This is a genomic window from Streptomyces sp. SM10 (assembly GCF_002910915.1).
Lineage (GTDB): Bacteria > Actinomycetota > Actinomycetes > Streptomycetales > Streptomycetaceae > Streptomyces.
Window position 1 is genome coordinate 1 of record NZ_NEUF01000177.1, and the last position, 17,473, is coordinate 17,473.

General features: G+C 71.8%; 18 protein-coding genes and 1 pseudogene. 7 read left to right on the top strand and 12 right to left on the bottom strand.

What is annotated here, in order from left to right; genetic code table 11:
- On the bottom strand, nucleotides 1–674 hold a 674-nt coding region (locus B9S57_RS29365), incomplete at its 3' end, for a carboxyl transferase domain-containing protein (RefSeq protein ID WP_308457425.1).
- A gap of 641 nt (nucleotides 675–1,315) precedes the next feature.
- On the opposite strand from B9S57_RS29365, the gene B9S57_RS29370 reads away from it, so the two are divergent.
- Together B9S57_RS29370 and B9S57_RS29375 are read left to right on the top strand one after the other, a co-directional pair.
- The gene (locus B9S57_RS29370; protein WP_181011532.1) at nucleotides 1,316–2,527 is read left to right on the top strand and encodes a glycoside hydrolase family 64 protein; all 1,212 of its coding nucleotides are present in this window, start codon (nucleotides 1,316–1,318) and stop codon (nucleotides 2,525–2,527) included.
- A gap of 123 nt (nucleotides 2,528–2,650) precedes the next feature.
- On the top strand, nucleotides 2,651–3,973 hold the full coding sequence (locus B9S57_RS29375) for an amidohydrolase family protein (RefSeq protein ID WP_103760209.1): 1,323 nt from the start codon (nucleotides 2,651–2,653) through the stop codon (nucleotides 3,971–3,973).
- A 254-nt stretch (nucleotides 3,974–4,227) separates the two neighbouring features.
- On the opposite strand, the gene B9S57_RS29380 is transcribed toward B9S57_RS29375, so the two are convergent.
- Nucleotides 4,228–4,752 (bottom strand): hypothetical protein, encoded by a 525-nt coding sequence (locus B9S57_RS29380; RefSeq protein WP_103760210.1) that lies wholly within the window; start codon nucleotides 4,750–4,752, stop codon nucleotides 4,228–4,230.
- Between the two features lie 239 nt (nucleotides 4,753–4,991).
- Here B9S57_RS29380 and B9S57_RS29385 point away from each other — a divergent pair, with 239 nt between their 5' ends.
- Nucleotides 4,992–5,606, top strand: a complete 615-nt coding sequence (locus B9S57_RS29385; RefSeq protein ID WP_103760211.1) for a YceI family protein — start codon at nucleotides 4,992–4,994, stop codon at nucleotides 5,604–5,606.
- 99 nt (nucleotides 5,607–5,705) lie between these two features.
- Here the strand turns inward: B9S57_RS29385 and B9S57_RS35995 are convergent, their stop codons facing one another.
- The 6 genes and pseudogenes from B9S57_RS35995 to B9S57_RS29415 form a co-directional block, all read right to left on the bottom strand.
- Nucleotides 5,706–6,338 (bottom strand): cyclopropane-fatty-acyl-phospholipid synthase family protein, encoded by a 633-nt coding sequence (locus tag B9S57_RS35995; protein ID WP_103760212.1) that lies wholly within the window; start codon nucleotides 6,336–6,338, stop codon nucleotides 5,706–5,708.
- Nucleotides 6,335–7,372: an NAD(P)/FAD-dependent oxidoreductase gene (locus tag B9S57_RS36000; protein ID WP_103760213.1), complete on the bottom strand. Its 1,038-nt coding sequence runs from the start codon at nucleotides 7,370–7,372 to the stop codon at nucleotides 6,335–6,337. The genes B9S57_RS35995 and B9S57_RS36000 overlap by 4 nt, the downstream gene beginning before the upstream one ends.
- A 109-nt stretch (nucleotides 7,373–7,481) precedes the next feature.
- Nucleotides 7,482–7,662, bottom strand: a pseudogene (locus tag B9S57_RS36005) (DUF2975 domain-containing protein); the annotation flags it as partial.
- 3 nt (nucleotides 7,663–7,665) lie between these two features.
- Complete coding sequence (locus tag B9S57_RS35035) at nucleotides 7,666–8,802, bottom strand: sigma-70 family RNA polymerase sigma factor (RefSeq protein ID WP_258036693.1); 1,137 nt, start codon at nucleotides 8,800–8,802, stop codon at nucleotides 7,666–7,668.
- A 121-nt stretch (nucleotides 8,803–8,923) separates the two neighbouring features.
- Complete coding sequence (locus tag B9S57_RS29410) at nucleotides 8,924–9,148, bottom strand: hypothetical protein (protein ID WP_103760214.1); 225 nt, start codon at nucleotides 9,146–9,148, stop codon at nucleotides 8,924–8,926.
- A 784-nt stretch (nucleotides 9,149–9,932) separates the two neighbouring features.
- The gene (locus tag B9S57_RS29415; protein WP_103760215.1) at nucleotides 9,933–10,385 is read right to left on the bottom strand and encodes a hypothetical protein; all 453 of its coding nucleotides are present in this window, start codon (nucleotides 10,383–10,385) and stop codon (nucleotides 9,933–9,935) included.
- A gap of 289 nt (nucleotides 10,386–10,674) precedes the next feature.
- Between B9S57_RS29415 and B9S57_RS29420 the strand changes: the two genes are divergently transcribed.
- Nucleotides 10,675–12,045 carry a cellulase family glycosylhydrolase gene (locus B9S57_RS29420; protein ID WP_103760216.1) on the top strand — a complete coding sequence of 457 codons (1,371 nt, stop codon included), beginning with the start codon at nucleotides 10,675–10,677 and terminating at the stop codon, nucleotides 12,043–12,045.
- Between the two features lie 584 nt (nucleotides 12,046–12,629).
- On the opposite strand, the gene B9S57_RS29430 is transcribed toward B9S57_RS29420, so the two are convergent.
- Entirely contained in the window at nucleotides 12,630–13,430 is an 801-nt protein-coding gene (locus tag B9S57_RS29430) for a carbohydrate-binding protein (RefSeq protein ID WP_258036694.1), read from the bottom strand.
- 158 nt (nucleotides 13,431–13,588) lie between these two features.
- Here B9S57_RS29430 and B9S57_RS29435 point away from each other — a divergent pair, with 158 nt between their 5' ends.
- On the top strand, nucleotides 13,589–13,843 hold the full coding sequence (locus B9S57_RS29435) for a hypothetical protein (RefSeq protein ID WP_103760217.1): 255 nt from the start codon (nucleotides 13,589–13,591) through the stop codon (nucleotides 13,841–13,843).
- A gap of 114 nt (nucleotides 13,844–13,957) precedes the next feature.
- Nucleotides 13,958–14,722 carry a DUF4097 family beta strand repeat-containing protein gene (locus tag B9S57_RS29440; RefSeq protein WP_103760218.1) on the top strand — a complete coding sequence of 255 codons (765 nt, stop codon included), beginning with the start codon at nucleotides 13,958–13,960 and terminating at the stop codon, nucleotides 14,720–14,722.
- A gap of 118 nt (nucleotides 14,723–14,840) precedes the next feature.
- On the opposite strand, the gene B9S57_RS29445 is transcribed toward B9S57_RS29440, so the two are convergent.
- Both B9S57_RS29445 and ppk2 read right to left on the bottom strand, forming a co-directional pair.
- Complete coding sequence (locus B9S57_RS29445; RefSeq protein ID WP_103760219.1) at nucleotides 14,841–15,374, bottom strand: DUF402 domain-containing protein; 534 nt, start codon at nucleotides 15,372–15,374, stop codon at nucleotides 14,841–14,843.
- A 79-nt stretch (nucleotides 15,375–15,453) separates the two neighbouring features.
- The gene (gene ppk2 / locus B9S57_RS29450) at nucleotides 15,454–16,389 is read right to left on the bottom strand and encodes a polyphosphate kinase 2 (protein WP_103760304.1); all 936 of its coding nucleotides are present in this window, start codon (nucleotides 16,387–16,389) and stop codon (nucleotides 15,454–15,456) included.
- A 140-nt stretch (nucleotides 16,390–16,529) separates the two neighbouring features.
- On the opposite strand from ppk2, the gene B9S57_RS29455 reads away from it, so the two are divergent.
- Nucleotides 16,530–17,111 (top strand): MSMEG_1061 family FMN-dependent PPOX-type flavoprotein, encoded by a 582-nt coding sequence (locus B9S57_RS29455; protein WP_181011523.1) that lies wholly within the window; start codon nucleotides 16,530–16,532, stop codon nucleotides 17,109–17,111.
- A gap of 96 nt (nucleotides 17,112–17,207) precedes the next feature.
- Here B9S57_RS29455 and B9S57_RS29460 read toward each other — a convergent pair whose 3' ends face one another.
- Nucleotides 17,208–17,441 (bottom strand): hypothetical protein, encoded by a 234-nt coding sequence (locus B9S57_RS29460; RefSeq protein WP_103760220.1) that lies wholly within the window; start codon nucleotides 17,439–17,441, stop codon nucleotides 17,208–17,210.
- Between the last annotated feature and the right edge of the window lie 32 nt (nucleotides 17,442–17,473).

Consider the following 17,473-nt stretch of genomic DNA (forward strand, 5'->3'; position numbering starts at 1 on the left):
CCGAGGCCGTTCTGGGTGATCTCCTCACCGGTGACCGCCTTGACCACGTCGGGGCCGGTGATGAACATCTGCGAGGTCTCACGGACCATGAAGACGAAGTCGGTGAGGGCCGGGCTGTAGGCAGCGCCGCCCGCGCACGGGCCGAGCATCACCGAGATCTGCGGGATGACGCCGGAGGCGCGGGTGTTGCGCTGGAAGATCCCGCCGTACCCGGCGAGCGCGGAGACACCCTCCTGGATACGGGCACCGGCGCCGTCGTTCAGCGAGACCAGCGGAGCACCGGCCGAGATGGCCATGTCCATGATCTTGTGGATCTTCGTGGCGTGGGCCTCGCCCAGCGCCCCGCCGAAGATCCGGAAGTCGTGCGCGTAGACGAAGACCGTCCGGCCCTCGACCGTGCCCCAGCCGGTGACCACACCGTCCCCGTACGGCTTCTTCGCCTCCAGGCCGAAGCCGGTCGCCCGGTGCCGGCGCAGCTGCTCGACCTCCTTGAACGATCCCTCGTCCAGCAGCAGCGCGATGCGCTCGCGCGCCGTCAGCTTGCCCTTGGCGTGCTGCGCCTCGGTCGCCCGGTCGCTCGGTCCACGCCGGGCCTGCTCGCGCAGCGCCAGCAGTTCGGCCACCCGGCCACGCGTGTCGCTGGGCTCGCCCGGGATTTCGTCCACAACGGTCATACGTCGACCCTACGAACCCGACCGCGGAAACCCTGCCGTTCACTCCGGACAGTCTCCTGCCCGGTTTCCTGGTGGCACCTGACAGAAACGGGGCGCGGTGCAGCCCATCTGCCAGCTCATGGGGCGTGAGCGTTGTGGGGCTCCGACAAAGCGGGAGATGTGGCCCCGACCACACGGCGGCCCGCGCGCCACGCCGCGGATACACCGGGGCGGGCGACCGGACGCACCGCAAATGGCGGGGTGGCGCCGGCCCCTCCGCCCGCGGCCGTGTGCGCCGGGCCGGACCCGCCACGGGACCGTACCGGGTGCGGAACGAGGTGGCCAGTACTCTCGCGGCCGCCCCGGGGGCGAGCGGGCCCTCCCGGCGCCCCGGCTCCGGCCGTCCTCGCGTTCAGTTCCTGTTCACTCCGCGCAGGCGACGGTCGACCAGGCGTCGCCAAAACCCGCCTGGAGGCGTCGAGTTGTGAAGAACGACTACTTCGTGAGAGCGCTCTCAGTCATAAGTCTTGACGCTCACCACAGGCGTGGCAAGAGTGGTGCGCACCGCAGACGGACCCCCCCGCTCCACCTCCCCGCACCACACCCTGACCCCTGTCTGCGGCCCCCCACACCTCGGGAGTTCCTCCGTGATTTCGCGCAGAATGTTCCTGACGGGCGCCGCCGCCTCCGCGACCGCGCTCACCTACCCCCTCTGGGGCAGCGCCCTGAGCCCGCGCACGTCGGCAGCGGCCGCGACCTGCGAGCTGGCCCTGGAGAACCGCTCGCTCCCCGGCACGGTGCACGCGTACGTCACCGGCCACGAGCAGGGCACGGACCGCTGGGTGCTGCTGCGCCCGGACGGCAGTGTCTACCGCCCCGGCTCCCCCGGCGCCCCGCAGACCCCGCTGCCGGTGGACTGCGCCATCCCGCTCAAGGGCGCGGGCGCCGGTCCTGTCGTCCTGACCCTGCCCCAGATGTACGGCGCGCGCGTCTACTTCGTCCGCGACGACAAGCTGGACTTCTACCTCAACCCGGGGCCCTCCCTGGTCGAGCCGGCCTTCGCGACCCCCACCGACCCGAACTACGGCCGGACCTGGTCGTTCTGCGAGTTCACCTTCAACCCGCAGCAGCTCTACGCCAACATCAGCTACGTCGACCTGGTGACGGCGCTGCCGATCGGGCTGACCCTGGAGGGGGACGCCACGCACACGGTGGCCCCGCTCCCGGACGGCGCGGTCCAGCGGATCGCCGACGACCTGACGGCCCAGGCGGCCTCGGACGGGCAGCCCTGGGACAAGCTGGTCACCCGCGGTCCGGACGGACAGGTCCTGCGGGTCGTGTCCCCGCAGAACCTGATGGCGCCGTTCTTCGACCGGCCGGACGAGATGCCCTTCCGGGACCTGTTCACCGCACAGATCGACGAGGTCTGGGAGAAGTACCGCTCCACCGACCTGCGGATCGACCTGCAGGGCGGCCGGGGCACCCTGGCGGGTCGCGTCAGCGGGGACACGCTCACCTTCGAGGGCGGCCACACCTTCGTGAAGCCCACGTCGAAGGACATCTTCACCTGCAACCACGGCCCCTTCACGAACAATCCCGGTGACTCCGACGACAAGAAGGCGCTGCTGGCCAGGATCGCCGCCGGCTTCAACCGGTCGATCATGCTCAGCCACCCGCAGCAGCCCAACGGCACCACGGTCGGGGACTACTACAAGGGCGGGGTGACGAACCACTGGTCGCGCGTCGTCCACGCGAACTCCCCGATCGGCTACGCCTTCCCGTACGACGACGTACGCCCGGACGGCGAGCCGGACGTGTCGGGGGCGGCGCACGACGGCAACCCCCGACGCTTCACGGTGAGCGTGGGTTCCTGACGCTCCCGCACGGCAGGGCCGCCCCCTGGAAACCGCCCGGGGAGGGGGCGGCCCTGCCGTGTCCGGCACCCGTAAGGCCCAGGCCGGACTGCGCCGCCGGGTCGGGGGACGGATCGTGGTCGGATGTCCACCCTCGACGGACCGCCCGCCGGCGAAGCCGGTGCCCGGGTCCTCCTCCACGGCCTGCGCCTGATCGACGGCACCGGCAGCGCCCCCGTGCCGGACGCCGCCCTGCTGATCGAGGGCGAGGTGATCCGGTGGGCCGGCCCCTCGGCCCGTCTCCCCCCGGACCTCGGTTCCGTGCGGAGGCTCGGTCTCGGCGGCCGGACCGTCTGCCCGGGCTTCATCGACACCCATGTGCACTTCGCCCTGCCCGGACCGGCCGGAAACCCCCTGCAGGGCCTCTACGAGCTGCCCAGCTACCGGACCCTGAAGGTGCTGGAGCGCCTCCGCACCACCCTGGAGAACGGGGTCACCACCGCCCGTGACCTGATGGGCCTGGACGCGGGGTTCCGGCAGTCCGTGGCGGAGCGGAGGATCCCCGGCCCTCGCCTGCTGGTCTCGGTCACCATGCTCAGCCAGCGCGCCGGTCATGCCGACTTCACCCTCGCCGGGGGCATCGACGGGCTCGCCCTGGCCGTCACCTTTCCCGGGAGCCCGCGCAGCCTGGTGGACTCCGTGGACGAGATGCGCCGGCGGGTGCGCGAGCTGGTCGCGGCGGGCGCCGACTGCGTCAAGCTCGCGACGAGCGGCGGTGTCACCTCCCCTCACGACCGGCCGGAGTGGCTGGGGCTGCGGCCCGAGATGATCCGGGCCGCCGTCGAGGAGGCCCGGGCGTACGGCGGTCTGCCGGTCGCCGCCCATGCCATCGGCCGGCCGGGGATCGAGGCCGCCGTCCGGGCGGGTGTCAGCAGCATCGAGCACGGTTACGCCCTGGACGACGGGCTGCGGGCGGAGATGGTGGAACGGGGGCAGTACCTGGTGCCGACGCTGCTGGAGACGACCCAGGACCTGGATCCCGCGCGCACCTCCCCGGCGGCGTACGAGAAGGGGGTCCGCTGGCACCGGGTCGCACAGGAGTCGGTGGTCCGCTCGGTGGCCGCGGGGGTCAGGATCGCCATGGGGACCGACAGCGGCCTCTCCGTCGGCCACGGCAACAACCTCCAGGAACTGGGGCTGCTGGTGGACATCGCCGGGCTGACCCCGATGGCGGCCATCGTGGCCGCGACGGGCGACGCCGCCCGGCTGTGCGGCGTCCACGGGAGGACCGGCACCCTCGAGGCGGGCAAGGCCGCCGACCTGGTGGTCACTGACGTCGATCCCCTGACCGACATCGCCGCGCTCGGCGACCCCTCCCACATCCTGGCGGTGGTGAAGGAGGGGCGGATCGCGGTCGACCGGGCCGGTGTGCTCGGCGGAGGCGTCCTGCCCCCGCTCTGCCCCTGAGGCGTACGCCGCCCCGTCCCGCAGGAGGCGGAGGGTGTGACTCCGCGGACATGCGGACTCAACGGGGGCGACATCCCCGACGCGACGCCGGCGGATCAGCTGGGCGGAACTGGCCGCGGCCGACCGGGACAAGGAGACGGCCGAGCCGGACCCGTACCTCAACCGCTACACGCGGCGCGCTCCGGTCGTCCGGTTCGAGTGAGACGGCCCTCGTCCCGTGGGAACGGGACGAGGGCCTTCGTGCGTGCGTGCGGTCAGCAGCCGCCGCAGTTGTAGTACGTCACGTCCCAGTGGTTGCCCTCGTCGGCGTAGACGTTGCCCGAGCCGGACTTGTACTGGGGGGCGCCGTCGCCCCGCAGACCGATGTAGCTGAACACGCCCTTCACGTAGTTCGTGAGGCAGGTGGTCTTGCCGAAGTCGAGCTTGTAGCCGTTCCAGTGCGAGTACGTGCCACTGGCGTGCCCTGTCTCGGTGCCCCCGGTGATGTTGAGCGCGCAGCCCGTCGCGCTCTTCAGCGTCTGGGCACCCTGCGCGCTGGTCAGGTTCAGCTGGTCGAAGGACGTACAGGTGGAGACGTTCCGGTTGGAGCAACCGCCCGAGGAGGACCACGTGATCCCGGACGAGGAGAAGCGGGAGGTCGCCTGCGAGTGGGTCAGCTTCGTGACAGCGTGCGCCTCGGTCGCGCCGCCGCCGAGCACACCGACGCCGGGTGCGAAGAGCACGCCGAGGACGAGGGCCAGGGCGGTGAGGGCCGAGCGGAGTCTGGGGCGGGTCAGCATGGGGGGAGTCCTCCTGCTCATGACAATTAGGGGCAGGGAGATAGTGCCCCAGCTCTACGCGCGTCCGCCAGGGGGCGGCCCCGGCGGATGCCAGGCTTCCCGTGACTTCCGGACCGGCCTGGACCCTTGATGTTGAACTTTGAACAAAATGGGTCTACAGTCGAACTCGTTGAAGGTTAAACCAAACGTTCGGCGGGCTGCCATGCAGAACGCGCCGGACCACGTCCCGAGGAGGAGCCATGGCTCTGTTCAACCGCAAGAACACCGCCCCGTCCACCACCGCCACCCTCGCCGTGGACCCGGCGCCGGCGGCGCTGACCGGCACCTACACGATCGACCCGGCACACAGCAGCATCGGCTTCACCGTGCGTCACGCCATGGTCACCAACGTGCGGGGCTCGTTCGGCGACCACGAGGGCATCCTGGTGCTGGACGGCACGGACCCCGCCGTCTCCACCGCGTCCATCGACGTCAGGATCGCCAGCGTCGACACCGGCATCGCCGACCGTGACGGTCACCTGGTCAGCGGCGACTTCTTCGACGCCGAGACGTTCCCGCTCATGACGTTCCGCTCCACGCGGGCGGAGCAGCTCGGCGGCGACACCTACCGCGTCACCGGTGACCTCACCATCAAGGACGTCACCCGCCCGCTCTCCATCGACCTGGAGTTCAACGGCTCCGCCACCGACCCCTACGGCAACCAGCGCGTGGGCTTCGAGGGCAGCGCCGAGATCCTGCGCTCCGACTGGGGCCTGACCTACAACGCCGCGCTGGAGACCGGTGGTGTGCTGGTCGGCGACAAGGTCAAGCTGAACTTCGACATCTCCGCCATCAAGGCCGCCCCGCAGGCCTGACGCTCCCGCACCGAGCGCGCCCGCCGGCTCTCCCCTTCGGGGGAGGGCGGCGGGCGCTCGGCGTTCCGGGGACGTTCGCGAGGTCGTGCGAGAGCCGGATCAGTCCGCGCGGCGGACCTTCAGCGCGTTGTCCGTGCGGGTGGTGGGATTGCCGTCGGGGTCGTTCTGGATGCGCTCGTGCTCGGCGCTGACCAGTACCTCCCACTCCCCCTCCGGAAGTTCCAGGGAGGCCAGGACCTCGTCCGTCGTCGGCAGTTCGACGTCCGGGTGCTCGTGCTCCCAGGAGGGGAAGCCGGCGTGGCCGACGATCAGCAGCACCCCGCCCGGCGCGACCGCCGACGCCGCGCGCCGGAGGATCTCCTCGCGGGGCAGGTCGCCCATCGAGTGCAGGAACTGGGCCGAGACCAGGTCGTACTCGCCTTCGGGGAACGACGCCCCGAGGTCGTGCCACTGCCAGTCGACCCGGTCCGCCACATCGGCATCGGCCGCGTGACCGGCCGCACGCTCCAGCGCGACCCGTGAGATGTCGGTGGCGGTGACCCTCCAGCCCTGCCGGGCGAGCCAGACGGCGTCGGCGCCCTCTCCGCACCCCAGGTCGAGGGCGCGGCCCGGCTTCAGGTCCTCCACCTCGCGGACGAGGGCGACATTGGGGTTGCCGCTCCAGATCCGGTCGCTCTCGCGGTACCGGTCGTCCCACATCTCGGCGTCGGTGCGGGTGCTGTCGGTTGTCATCGTGCCTCCGTAAGTCCGTGACGGCGGTCGCCGAGCACGCGCTCGGTGACCTGGCGCTCGGCCTCGGCCGAGAAGGGCGCGCGGCGGGCGTCCACCGCGCGGCCGGTGTCCTCGGTGACGAGGTCCATGTTGATCATCGAGGCCGCCTTCAGGCCGGCGGCGGCCGACCCGACGACCTGCTCCATGAGGTTGGCGACGTTGCCGGCCACCCGGACGCCGGGCACGTCGGTGGCTCCGGCGGGGTCGGCCGCGATGTACGTGCCGACGACGTGGTCACCCACCACCATCTCGGTGGGCACCAGACCGAGGCTCTCCAGGACCGCCGACCGCGCGGTGAAGCGCGGCTGGACCACGAGCGCGGCGAGCGGGATCACCGTGCCGCCGGCGAGCCGCACCCCGGTGAGGCGGTCGTCGGCCACCTCCAGCGAGGCCACGGCTCCGTCCAGCACCGAGATGCCCCGGGCCGCGAGCTGCTCGTACTCCTCGTCGCCGAAGTCCGCCTGCTCGTGCCGGAACAGCACCACGTCGTCGGTCCACTGCCGCCAGAGCAGCGCCTGGTGCACGGCCATCGGGCTGAGCGCCAAAACGCCCACCGCCGTGTCCCGCACCTCCCAGCCGTGGCAGTACGGGCAGTGCAGCACCTCACGGCCCCACCGTTCGGCGAGGCCCTCCACGGGCGGCAGTTCGTCGACGAGTCCGGTGGTCACGAGGAGGTGGCGGGCCCGCACCACCCCGCCGTCCCCCCGCACGACGCGGAAGCCGTCGGGCAGCCTCTCGGCCGAGACGGCGTCGCCCCGGACGATCTCGGCACCGTAGTCCGCCGCCTCGGCCCGGCCGATGGCCAGCAGCTCCGAGGGCGGGGTCCCCTCGCGGCCCAGGTAGTTGTGCACGTGGGACGCTGGGGCGTTGCGCGGGCTGCCCGAATCGATCACGAGCACGGATCGCCGCGCCCGGGCCAGGGCGAGCGCCCCGCTCAGCCCGGCGGCGCCACCGCCGATCACCACGACGTCGTACCTCTGGTTCGTCTCGCTCATGCGGAACACCTCCTGTTGGTGGAGATGGTGCGCGCGCGGAGTCGATTCGACAAACCTGATTGCCGAAGTGGCAAACTCGTGCCGGGGCGGCCTCCCCCGCACGCCGGGAGATGGCCACTGCGACCCCGGCCATGCTGGCGGTTACTCCCCGGGTCCTCCCGCCGGCCCGGCGCGCTGAGGGCCGTGACCGCGAACCACACGAGGGACGCCGCCACGATCGCGCCGATCACGGTGTCCACGTAACGGAAGGCGGTCGGGGAGAACACGGTTCCGCGCCGCGCCGCGACCACGGCCTACCGGCGATTCGCTCCGGACGGAGCCGGCAGCGTGAGGGCCGCCTCCGCGGAACCGGCGCCCCCGCTGGAACCGGCGGACACGGCGCCCCCGTTGGACCCTGCGGACGCGGCTACGTCTTCGGAACCGGCACCTCCGGCGGCCTCGGCAGAGATATCGACCGGCACCAGGAGCGCTTTCGGGGAATCGACGGCAGGCGGGTCCACAGGTCGTGCCGGAATGGACGCCGACAGGGCGACCGGACGCCGCACCGACCCGCCCGTACCGAATGCGATACCCACTTCCACGACCGTGGAATTCGCCGGTGCGTCCGCGCCCCGTGCATTCCTCGCCATGGGCAGCGAAGTCTCCCGGACCGTCGGGCCGATGGTGTCCGGGGAGGCGCCGGGCGCCGCGGAACGTCCGCGAGCCACACGGGGAACGGGAGACCCGACGGCGCGCGGGGCGGCGCACCCGGGACCGTCCGGCACGGTCCGCTCCCCGGGCCGGACGGAGTCGGCGGGCAGGGCCAGTCCCACCACGGCGACCGTCACCGCCGCCGATGTCGCCACCGCCTGCTGGCCGACGCCCGTACGCGGAAATCTCCGCGCGGACAGCCACAGGGTCATGGTGAGGGTGAGGGCCCCGGCCAGGGCGGTGCGCAGTGAGCGTCTGGCTCTGGCGAGCAGCGACTCGGTGGCCCGGTAGCTCAGCCCCATGACCCCGGCCACCTGTCCGACGTCCAGATCCTGGGAGTGCAGCCGGAGCGCCTCGGCCTGACGCGCGGGCAGCAGCTCCGCGCTGCGGGCGGCCAGCCACCGGGCCTCAGCCCGGTCGCAGGCCATCTCCTCCACCAGGAAGGGGTCGGCGGGAGCGGCGGAGAGGCTGTCCCTGACCTCCGCGTCCCGTGCGATCTCGCGGCGCCGGTCCGCGCAGGCACGGAGGGTCGCGCGCCTGAGCCACGGGCGGACCCTGCCGTACGGGACACCCGGGTCCTCCACCGCACGGATCATCGCCTCCTGGACGGCGTCCTCGGCCTCTTCGGCACTCGCCGAGCGGCTGCGCGCCATCTCCAGCAGTTCGTCCCGGTGGCTCCAGACGAGCTCCCACCGGTTGCCCGGACCGCGCGGTCGACGGGCGGCATGCGGGTCCCTCACGTTCACAGCCCTGCCCTCTGGTCCGCGGTTTCAGGGTTCGCCGTGCGCCTGGTCATGTGCCCCACGACCCCTATGCCCCGCGGCCTGGACGGCATCGGGGCATACGGGGCTGAGCGTCGGCTCAGGCCGAGAGCGTGGCCGCGGAGCCGAGGCCGGCGACGCCCAGCACGTCGGCGCCGACGGCGCCCGACAGCGACGGGAGACCCGTCAGGTCGGCGTTGACGCCGCCCGCGATGCCACCGACGAGCGGCGCCTCGAGGGAGGCCGCACCGGCGAGGCCGCCGGACACGTTGTCCAGGTCTGCATCGGAGATTTCCTGGGTCTGCATCTGAGGGGCGGAGCTCATGAGGTAAATTCCCTTCGCATTAATTCCGAAATGGCCCGGGCCCGCACCGTCAGGAAAGAAGGCCCTTGCCGCTTTCACGGTCACCGGCACCTTTCTCATGAGCCCGAATACTTCGGCTCATTCCTGGTGCGGCTTCCGCGATGTGAAGGATGTAAGCACGTGAGCGCATGAGGAGGCCACCCGTCCGGTAGCACCCCGCAAGGCTTTTCCGCGCCGAAAAGCCGGTGCGGTCACATTCCCCTCCGGACCGATACAGCTTCTTCACCGGGACGACCGACGGACCGCCCGGCGGCCAGAATGTCGAGCCGCCGCGAAAGGGACATTCTCGACTGCGGACGGGAGAGGCGGCTTCCGGGTCCGGACGGCGGTCGTCAACCGCCGCCCACCTGCGCACACGGTGTGCAGATCTGCCGCAGGAGGCCGGGGCGCTCCGCCGAGGACTCGGTCGCTGCGGGGCGGACGAACGGGCCGGCCAGGCCTGCGCGCGCGTGGGACCGAGACCGAGGGCCTCTCGTCTGGATCATCCCGGGCTCGCGGGGCCGGGCTCGCGGGCGTCACCGTCGCCCCGGCCCTCGACGAGGCGCCGCCGGGGCGCCGGCGCGTTCCTCGACGGCCCGACGAGCCGCCGCATCAACTCTCGGCTCCTGCAACCACACTCCGGAGTTCACCCCCTGGTCCGACCCCGCGATCGAGGATGACCGTGTACGTCCGGCTGGGCGACGGAACACGCCCGCACTCCGAGCGCCTGCGGTCGCGGTGACCGAAGGCCGGACCTCGGCCGGTGTCACCGGGCCGGCCGGGCGAGCGCCGGATCGGCCAGATCCAGGTGGAGCAGGTTCCCCCAGTCGTTGGCGAAGACCGCCCAAGTCCCCTCATGGCGTACGCCGACGAACGGATTCGAGGACCACAGGGCCAGGACCCACAGCGGGGAACGGCCCGAGTCGAGGCGGGCGAGGTAGCCGATGTTGCCCATCCCGCCGCCACCGCCCGACATCCAGCCGGATCCGTCCGGCAGGGCACTCTCGAAATGGAGATCCGCCTCCGTGGAGCCTTCCTCCTCGACGGCCTCGGCCACGCCGAGCGGCCCCCCGAGGTGGAAGGGAATGGTCTGTCCGGCTTGCGGGTGGTAGGCGCCGGGGCCCTCCACGTACACCTTCAGGCCGGTGTCGTCCGGTCGGTACAGCCCGTCCCGGATCGGGAACTCGCCTGCCGCCCGTAGCCGTTCGACTATTCCCATCGCGCCCGCCTCCCTGTCGGCGCCCCCGAAGCGTGATGCCGTGGGCCTCATCCTGCAGCAGATCGCGGTGCGGTGGACACCGAGTCGGCCCGTGCACGAAGGAGTTCATCACCGTCCGACCTTCGACGGCCCGGTTCCGCAGCGCCGCTCCCTCCCGGACCGCTCTTCGTCGCATGCCTGTCGAATCCCTGTACGCACACCCGCACACCGGTGTACGGTCTCGGGCCGACGGGCTTTGGGAGCGCTCCCATAGCGGTGCTTCCGCTCCACCCCCACGAGGAGGAACGCCATGAAACGCCTACTCGCCTTACTGGCGACCTGTGCGACAGTCCTGGGCCTGACCGCCGCAGTGGCTCCCCAGGCGGTGGCCGCCACCGGCTGCACGGCCGAGTACACGGTCACCAGCCAGTGGTCGGGCGGCTTCCAGGCCGGAGTGAAGATCACCAACCTGGGCGCCCCGGTCACCGGCTGGACACTCGGATTCACCCTGCCGGACACGGGACAGAGGATCGCCCAGGGGTGGAACGCCACCTGGTCGCAGTCCGGCTCCGCGGTGACCGCCGTCGGTGTCGACTGGAACCGCACCCTGGCCACCGGCGCTTCGGCCGACGTGGGATTCACGGGATCCTTCACGGGAGCCAACCCGAAGCCCACGGCGTTCACGCTCAACGGCGTCGCCTGTACCGGCTCCATCGAGGAGCCGCCGCCCGTCCCGGCCGACGGCACCCCCGTGGACATCAACGGCCGGCTGCACGTCTGCGGCGTGAATCTGTGCAACCGGTACGACCGCCCCGTCCAACTGCGGGGCATGAGCACGCACGGCATCCAGTGGTTCAGCCAGTGCTACAACAACGCGTCCCTGGACGCACTGGCGCACGACTGGAAGGCCGACCTGCTGCGCACCGCCATGTACGTGCAGGAGGACGGTTACGAGACCGACCCCGCCGGCTTCACCAGCAAGGTGAACGGCCTCGTCGACATGGCCGAGTCCCGCGGTATGTACGCACTCATCGACTTCCACACCCTCACGCCGGGCGACCCGAACTACAACCTCGACCGAGCGAAGACGTTCTTCGCGTCCGTAGCCGCCCGCAACGCCGGCAAGACGAACGTGATCTACGAGATCGCCAACGAGCCCAACGGCGTGAGCTGGACGGGCATCAAGAGCTACGCCGAGCAGGTCATCCCGGTGATCCGGGCCGCCGACCCGGACGCCGTCGTCATCGTCGGCACCCGCGGCTGGTCCTCGCTGGGAGTCTCCGACGGCTCGAACGAGAGCGAGGTCGTCAACAACCCCGTCAACGCCACCAACATCATGTACGCGTTCCACTTCTACGCGGCGAGCCACAAGGACAACTACCGCGCCACACTGAGCCGGGCGGCTTCACGACTGCCCCTGTTCGTGACCGAGTTCGGCACGGTGAGCGCCACCGGCGGCGGAGCGATGGACCGGGCGAGCACCACGGCCTGGCTGGACCTGCTCGACCAGCTGAAGATCAGCTACGCGAACTGGACCTACTCCGACGCACCCGAGAGCAGCGCGGCGTTCAAGTCCGGTACGTGTGAGGGCGGCGACTACAGCAGCAGCGGCGTGCTGACCGAGTCCGGAGCACTGCTCAAGAACCGGATCAGCACTCCCGACAACTTCCCCACCGGCTGACCTACGGCGGGGGCTCCGGCCGGCCCGGAGCCTCCGCCGCCTGCTGACAAGAGCACCGGCCGCTGCGCCCGAGCGCCCCGGGGGTGGGCCGACGCCAGGAACGAACTACCTGAGAGGGTCGGCCAGTTCCCTCGCGCCGGACTTCGCGGGGTTCCATCGGCCCGAGCCGCGGCGGATGGCATAGTGAGCCTCACCGCGACGGTCGAGTAGGGGAGAGCCACACCTGTGAGGATCGCTCGCTGGATGGTGCCCGTCATCGTCGGGGCCGTGGTGACTCCGTTGTCGATCGGACTCGGTGCCGTGCTGCTCGGCACGTTCGACGGCAGCGAGGCGGCCGGCACCGACGTCCCCTCGTCGGCGGAGACCGAATTGAAGCCGGGCGACGTGGGTGTTCCCGTCGTGTACGCGAAGCTCCTACGTGACGTCGCGGCCGACTGCGACGAGAAGGAGCTCACCGCACCGGTGCTGGCGGCGCAGTTGAAGCGGGAGAGCGACTTCGACCCGAGGGCCCGATCGCTCGCGTCCGAGGGGCCGGCGGAGGACGAGGGCTCTCTGACGGACCCGCGGAGCGAGGAACAGCGGGCTCAGGACGAGAAGGCGGGCGGGACGCCGGCCGAAGAGGACCTCTCCGGCGGGGACCGCGCCACCGGAACGGGCGCCGACGGGGCCTCTCCTGGGACGGATCCGCCCGGTGTGGCGCAGGCCGAACGGCCCGTCACCAGGGGTATCGCGCAGTTCTCCGACGCCGACTGGGCGGCCGACGGGATCGACGGCGCGTTGAACGCCGAGCGGATGACGAACCGTACGCTGACGACGTCCTGCGCCCGCAACTTCCGCTGCTGGGGCCCGCTCATCTGGTCGAGCGTGATGTGGCGCGTGGTCTTCCTCCCGTCGGCCGTGGTGATGACCGCGTCCATGCGGTGCGGCAGCGCGGCCTCGGAGAGGTCGGCGGGCTTGGTGGAGATGCCGGACGTGATGAGGATGTCCAGCAGCCGGGTGGGTTCCTGGAAGCGCGCCTCCACCCACTCCCCCTCGGCGCCCTGCGAGACCCCGGGGCCCCACCAACTGTTGTTGACCTTGTCGAAGAGGTCCTTCGGCGGGTGGCCGCCGAAGGACCGGGAGGCCACGGCGGAATCCGGGCTGACCTGGGCCCGCTTGGCGAAGTGGTCGCGTGCCGCGTTCCAGGCCGTGCTCACGTGGAACGCCGCGTAGATCACCAGCCCCAGCGCGAGGCCGTACCCGATCCAGGTGACGATGCGGCCGATGCCCCTGCGCAGTCTGGGGCGGTCGCCCGCCCAGGGCGCAGGGCCGTTGCCGAAGTCCCGTATCCGGTGCCACCAGGGGCGCCTTGCCTCCGGGATGCCGGGGCGCTCGGCGAGGGACATGCCGCAGCGCCGGCAGAAGTGCCGGTCGGGGCGGTTGCCGACCTCGCACCAGGGACACGGGGGGCCTGTCCCGTCGGCCGGTTCACCGCCGGGGGCCTGGACCCGTGGACGGGCCGCGGCGGGCATGCCGGGGAGGACCGGAGCGACGTCCGGCGCCGGTGCGGAGGCACACCGGCAGCCGTCCCGTCATCGTCGACAACGACGTCACCTACGGAACCGGCCCGGTCGACCTCGAACCCCGGCGGGAGCGGGGACGCAGCCGCAGGCCGTCGTCCTCCCGGGCGCCCTTCATCACGGACAGCGGCCGGAGCACCTTCGCCCCCGCCAGCTACGCCGAACCGGAGTGGGACGACGCATTCGCCTACGAGGAAGAGCCGTTCGCACCTTCGTCGCGGGGGCGCGGACGCCGGTGAAGGCAGCGCCGGCGGGCGCGCGGGTGAGGGTGCCCGGCCCCGGACCGGCCAAAGGGGCTCTCCTCCCGGGTGGCCGGGGCCATGGACGGCCCGGCTCCGGGAAGACGAACGGGCATGAGCATCAGAACCTTCGCGCCCGGACGGCGCCTGGCGGCGCTCCTGTTGGCCCTCGTCCCCCTCGCCGTGTCCTGCGGAGGACAGGACCATGCCCCGGACGGGCGGCTCGGCCTCGCCCCGCCCGCGCTGTCCCGAGGCTCGCACGTGGTGATCGCCACCGACAACGGCGTACGGCTGCGGCCCGCGGACGGGGACCGGGCGGCGGTCGCGCCGCACGTCACGAGCGACTGGTCCCGGGGCGAGGGCACCTGGACCCTCGACCTGTCCTGCACGGACCGCGAGGGTCACGAGGACCCGGAGTGTCCCCGCATGCCCGTGGTCACGGTCCCTCCCGGCATCTCCGTCACCGTCACGGCGAGGAACGCGGGTGTCGACGCGGCGGGGATCGAGGCGGAGCTGGACCTGACCACGGTCAACGGCGATGTGACGGTGACCCGTTCGGGCCGTGACGACGCCCCGGTGCGGCTCGCCACCCGCAACGGCTCGGTCCGCGCCGAGGCGCTGCGCTCCGGGACTCTGCACGCCGTGACGGTCAACGGGGACGTGACGATGAGCAGTTCGACCGCGCCCGGCTCGCTCACGGCCGCCACCACCAACGGTTCCGTACGGGTGGCGCTCCCCCATGACGCCCCCGCCTACCGCACCACCGCGACCGCCCGGAACGGCCGGACGTCGGTCACCGTGCCGGGCACCACGGACAAGGCCGGGCACGCGATGGCGCTCTCGACCGTCAACGGCGACGTCACGGCGTCGCGCGGCTGAACGGCGCTCAGGCGCCGGCGCCCCGTCGCCCGGCACCGACGCGTTCGTCCGCACCGACCCGCCGCATGACCGCTGCCGTCATGTCGCGCCGGGGACGTGTTGTCCGAGGACCGCGGGTTCACCGGTGACCGGCGTCCCCGGTCATGAGGCCGAGCCAGTGGCGGTAGACCGAGGTGAAGGGCTCCGTACCCGCGCCGTCACGGTGGCCAGCCTCCATCAGCCAGGCACAGGCCCGCTGTGCCCCTTCGACCACGCTCCCGGCGTAGCCGTAGCTCACCCGGTGCTCGGCGAACTCCTCCTCGTCCTTGGCGTAGGCCTCGCCGCCGTGCGACCGTACGACGTCGAGGTCCAGGTCGATCGCGCTCAGGACCGAGCCGCCCGCGTCCCACTCGGGCACCGTGCACACGTCGCAGTACATCTCGGGCCCCGGAGCCGCGCAGAACGTGGCGATCCACCACTCACCGCGCGGCACCAGCAGCACGTGGTCGAACCGGTTCGCCCAGCCGCCCTTCGACGCGGTCACGGGCGTGCCCCGGGGCGTGCCGAGCCAGGCACCGTGCTCGTCCTCGCCCAGGCGGTTGGCCGTCCACCGCCCGCTCACGCTGCCGTCGTACTTCCGGATGTCGACCAGTACGGACCTGCTCCCCGTCATCACTCCCCCACCCTGCCCCGTCGCCCTGCCGGGCAGTCGGCGTGAGCGGTCCCGGACTGCCGGAACCGCCCCCTCGGGGTCACGGGTGTGCGCCGCGCCCCTCGGCGTGCGGGGCGAGGCGGGTCGGCGAGAGGGCGATGTCCTCCTCGCCCGGCTCCAGGAGGGTGGCCGCGGCGCCCACGACGAGGGGGTCGGGCCGGCCGACGACGTCGGTGTCCTTCGCCGTGTAGTCGACGCGGGCGAGGAGGCTGCGCATGGCCTCGATGCGCGCACGGCGCTTGTCGTTGCTCTTCACGACCGTCCACGGCGCGTGCTCGGTGTCGGTGGCGCGGAACATGTCGATCTTCGCGGTGGTGTAGTCGTCCCAGAGGTCGAGGGAGTCGATGTCGGTGGGCGAGAGCTTCCACTGGCGTACGGGGTCGACCTGGCGGATCGCGAAACGGGTCCGCTGTTCGGCGCGGGAGACGGAGAACCAGAACTTCACCACGATGACGCCGTCGTCGACGAGCATCTCCTCGAACGCGGGGCACTGCTTGAGGAAGAGCGCGTACTCCGGCGGGGTGCAGAAGCCCATGACGCGTTCGACGCCGGCCCGGTTGTACCAGGACCGGTCGAAGAAGACGAGTTCGCCGGGGGCGGGCAGGTGCGCGACGTAACGCTGGAAGTACCACTGGCCGCGTTCGCGGTCGGTGGGCTTGTCCAGGGCGACGATCCGCGCGCCACGGGGGTTGAGGCGCTCGGTGAAGCGCTGGATGGTGCCGCCCTTGCCCGCCGCGTCGCGGCCCTCGCAGACCACGACGACCCGGGCGCCGGTGTCCTTGGTCCACCGCTGGAGCTTGAGGAGCTCGATCTGGAGGATGCGCTTGGTGCGCTCGTACTCCTTGCGGCGGAGCTTGCGGTCGTACGGGTAGTTCTCCCGCCAGGTCTTGAGCGGCCTGCCCGCCTCGTCCAGCAGGATCGGCTGCTCCGGCCTGCTGGTGTCGACGGTCAGGCCGTCCAGCAGCTGCTTCTCCATCTGATCGCGGTCCACCCGGCCAAGCGTGGCACCCCTCCGGGCGCTACGCCACCAGGGTGACGGAACGAGCCGCCGCGGGCAGAAGTAAGGTGACCCTAATACATACAGGTCGGCCACCCTCTCGAGGTACGGAGAACCCCTTGCCGAACGCCGCGCCCGAAACCCTCACGGTCGCCCCCCTGCTCCCGGCGGACCCCCTCGCCGGGGCGGTGCCCCTGGAGTCGGCGGAGCAACTGCGGGAGATCCTGGGCGAGCCCTGGCCGATCGTCATCGACAAGGTGCACGACGAACTCACCGAGGCCGATCTGGACCTGCTGGCCCGTGCGCCGTTCTGCGCCGTGTCCACGTCGGACGCGGCCGGCAACTGCGACACCTCCCCGCGCGGCGGCGAACCGGGCTTCACCCGGGTCCTGGACGCGCGCACCCTCGTGTTGCCCGACCTGCCGGGCAACCGGCGCGGGGACAGCTTCCACAACATCCTGTCCAACCCGCATGTGGGCCTGCTCTACCTGATACCCGGCGCCATGACCGTCCTGCGGATCAACGGGCGGGCGCGCATCCTGACGGACGCCCCCTTCTTCGACGACATGGCGGTCAGGGGCAGGCGTCCCGACCTGGCGCTGGTCGTGGACCTAGACGAGATCTACCTGCACTGCCCGGCATCCCTCAAGCGTTCGGGTGTGTGGGCACCCGAGACGTGGGAGGGCGCGAAGGCCTCCTGAGGCCGACGGTGCGCCGCTCCGGTCCCCGGCACACGGTGTGACGGGGACCCATGGGGCGGGATCCGGCGCGGAGGACGCCGCCCTCGTCGCCCGCCGTCAGCTGTTGCTCGCTTCCCCCACCGTGCTGATGACCGTGGAGGCGGTCGAGGCCGTGGCTCCGGCGGCGCCGTCGACCAGTTTGCCGAGTCCCCCGGCGTCGTCGAGCGCTCCGAGCGAGACGGGCTGTGCGGCCGCGTGGGCCGCGTCCCCGTCTCCCGGGTGCGGGCTGATCGCGGCGATGACCGCTCCGGTGGCGAACGTGAGGACGGCGAGTGCGCTTCGCTTCTTCATGCCGGGTCAACGGCTCACGGTCCCCGAAGGAC

Excerpts from the sequence above, each read along its gene's own strand:
- B9S57_RS29415 (WP_103760215.1), bottom strand. The coding sequence starts at position 10,385 with ATGGGAATAGTCGAACGGCTACGGGCGGCAGGCGAGTTCCCGATCCGG.
- B9S57_RS29370 (WP_181011532.1), top strand. The coding sequence starts at position 1,316 with ATGTTCCTGACGGGCGCCGCCGCCTCCGCGACCGCGCTCACCTACCCC.
- B9S57_RS29380 (WP_103760210.1), bottom strand. The coding sequence starts at position 4,752 with ATGCTGACCCGCCCCAGACTCCGCTCGGCCCTCACCGCCCTGGCCCTC.
- B9S57_RS36000 (WP_103760213.1), bottom strand. The coding sequence starts at position 7,372 with ATGAGCGAGACGAACCAGAGGTACGACGTCGTGGTGATCGGCGGTGGC.
- ppk2 (WP_103760304.1), bottom strand. The coding sequence starts at position 16,389 with ATGGAGAAGCAGCTGCTGGACGGCCTGACCGTCGACACCAGCAGGCCG.
- B9S57_RS35995 (WP_103760212.1), bottom strand. The coding sequence starts at position 6,338 with ATGACAACCGACAGCACCCGCACCGACGCCGAGATGTGGGACGACCGG.
- B9S57_RS29440 (WP_103760218.1), top strand. The coding sequence starts at position 13,958 with ATGAGCATCAGAACCTTCGCGCCCGGACGGCGCCTGGCGGCGCTCCTG.
- B9S57_RS29430 (WP_258036694.1), bottom strand. The coding sequence starts at position 13,430 with ATGTCCCTCGCCGAGCGCCCCGGCATCCCGGAGGCAAGGCGCCCCTGG.
- B9S57_RS29445 (WP_103760219.1), bottom strand. The coding sequence starts at position 15,374 with ATGACGGGGAGCAGGTCCGTACTGGTCGACATCCGGAAGTACGACGGC.
- B9S57_RS29410 (WP_103760214.1), bottom strand. The coding sequence starts at position 9,148 with ATGAGCTCCGCCCCTCAGATGCAGACCCAGGAAATCTCCGATGCAGAC.
- B9S57_RS29420 (WP_103760216.1), top strand. The coding sequence starts at position 10,675 with ATGAAACGCCTACTCGCCTTACTGGCGACCTGTGCGACAGTCCTGGGC.
- B9S57_RS29385 (WP_103760211.1), top strand. The coding sequence starts at position 4,992 with ATGGCTCTGTTCAACCGCAAGAACACCGCCCCGTCCACCACCGCCACC.
- B9S57_RS29460 (WP_103760220.1), bottom strand. The coding sequence starts at position 17,441 with ATGAAGAAGCGAAGCGCACTCGCCGTCCTCACGTTCGCCACCGGAGCG.
- B9S57_RS29375 (WP_103760209.1), top strand. The coding sequence starts at position 2,651 with ATGTCCACCCTCGACGGACCGCCCGCCGGCGAAGCCGGTGCCCGGGTC.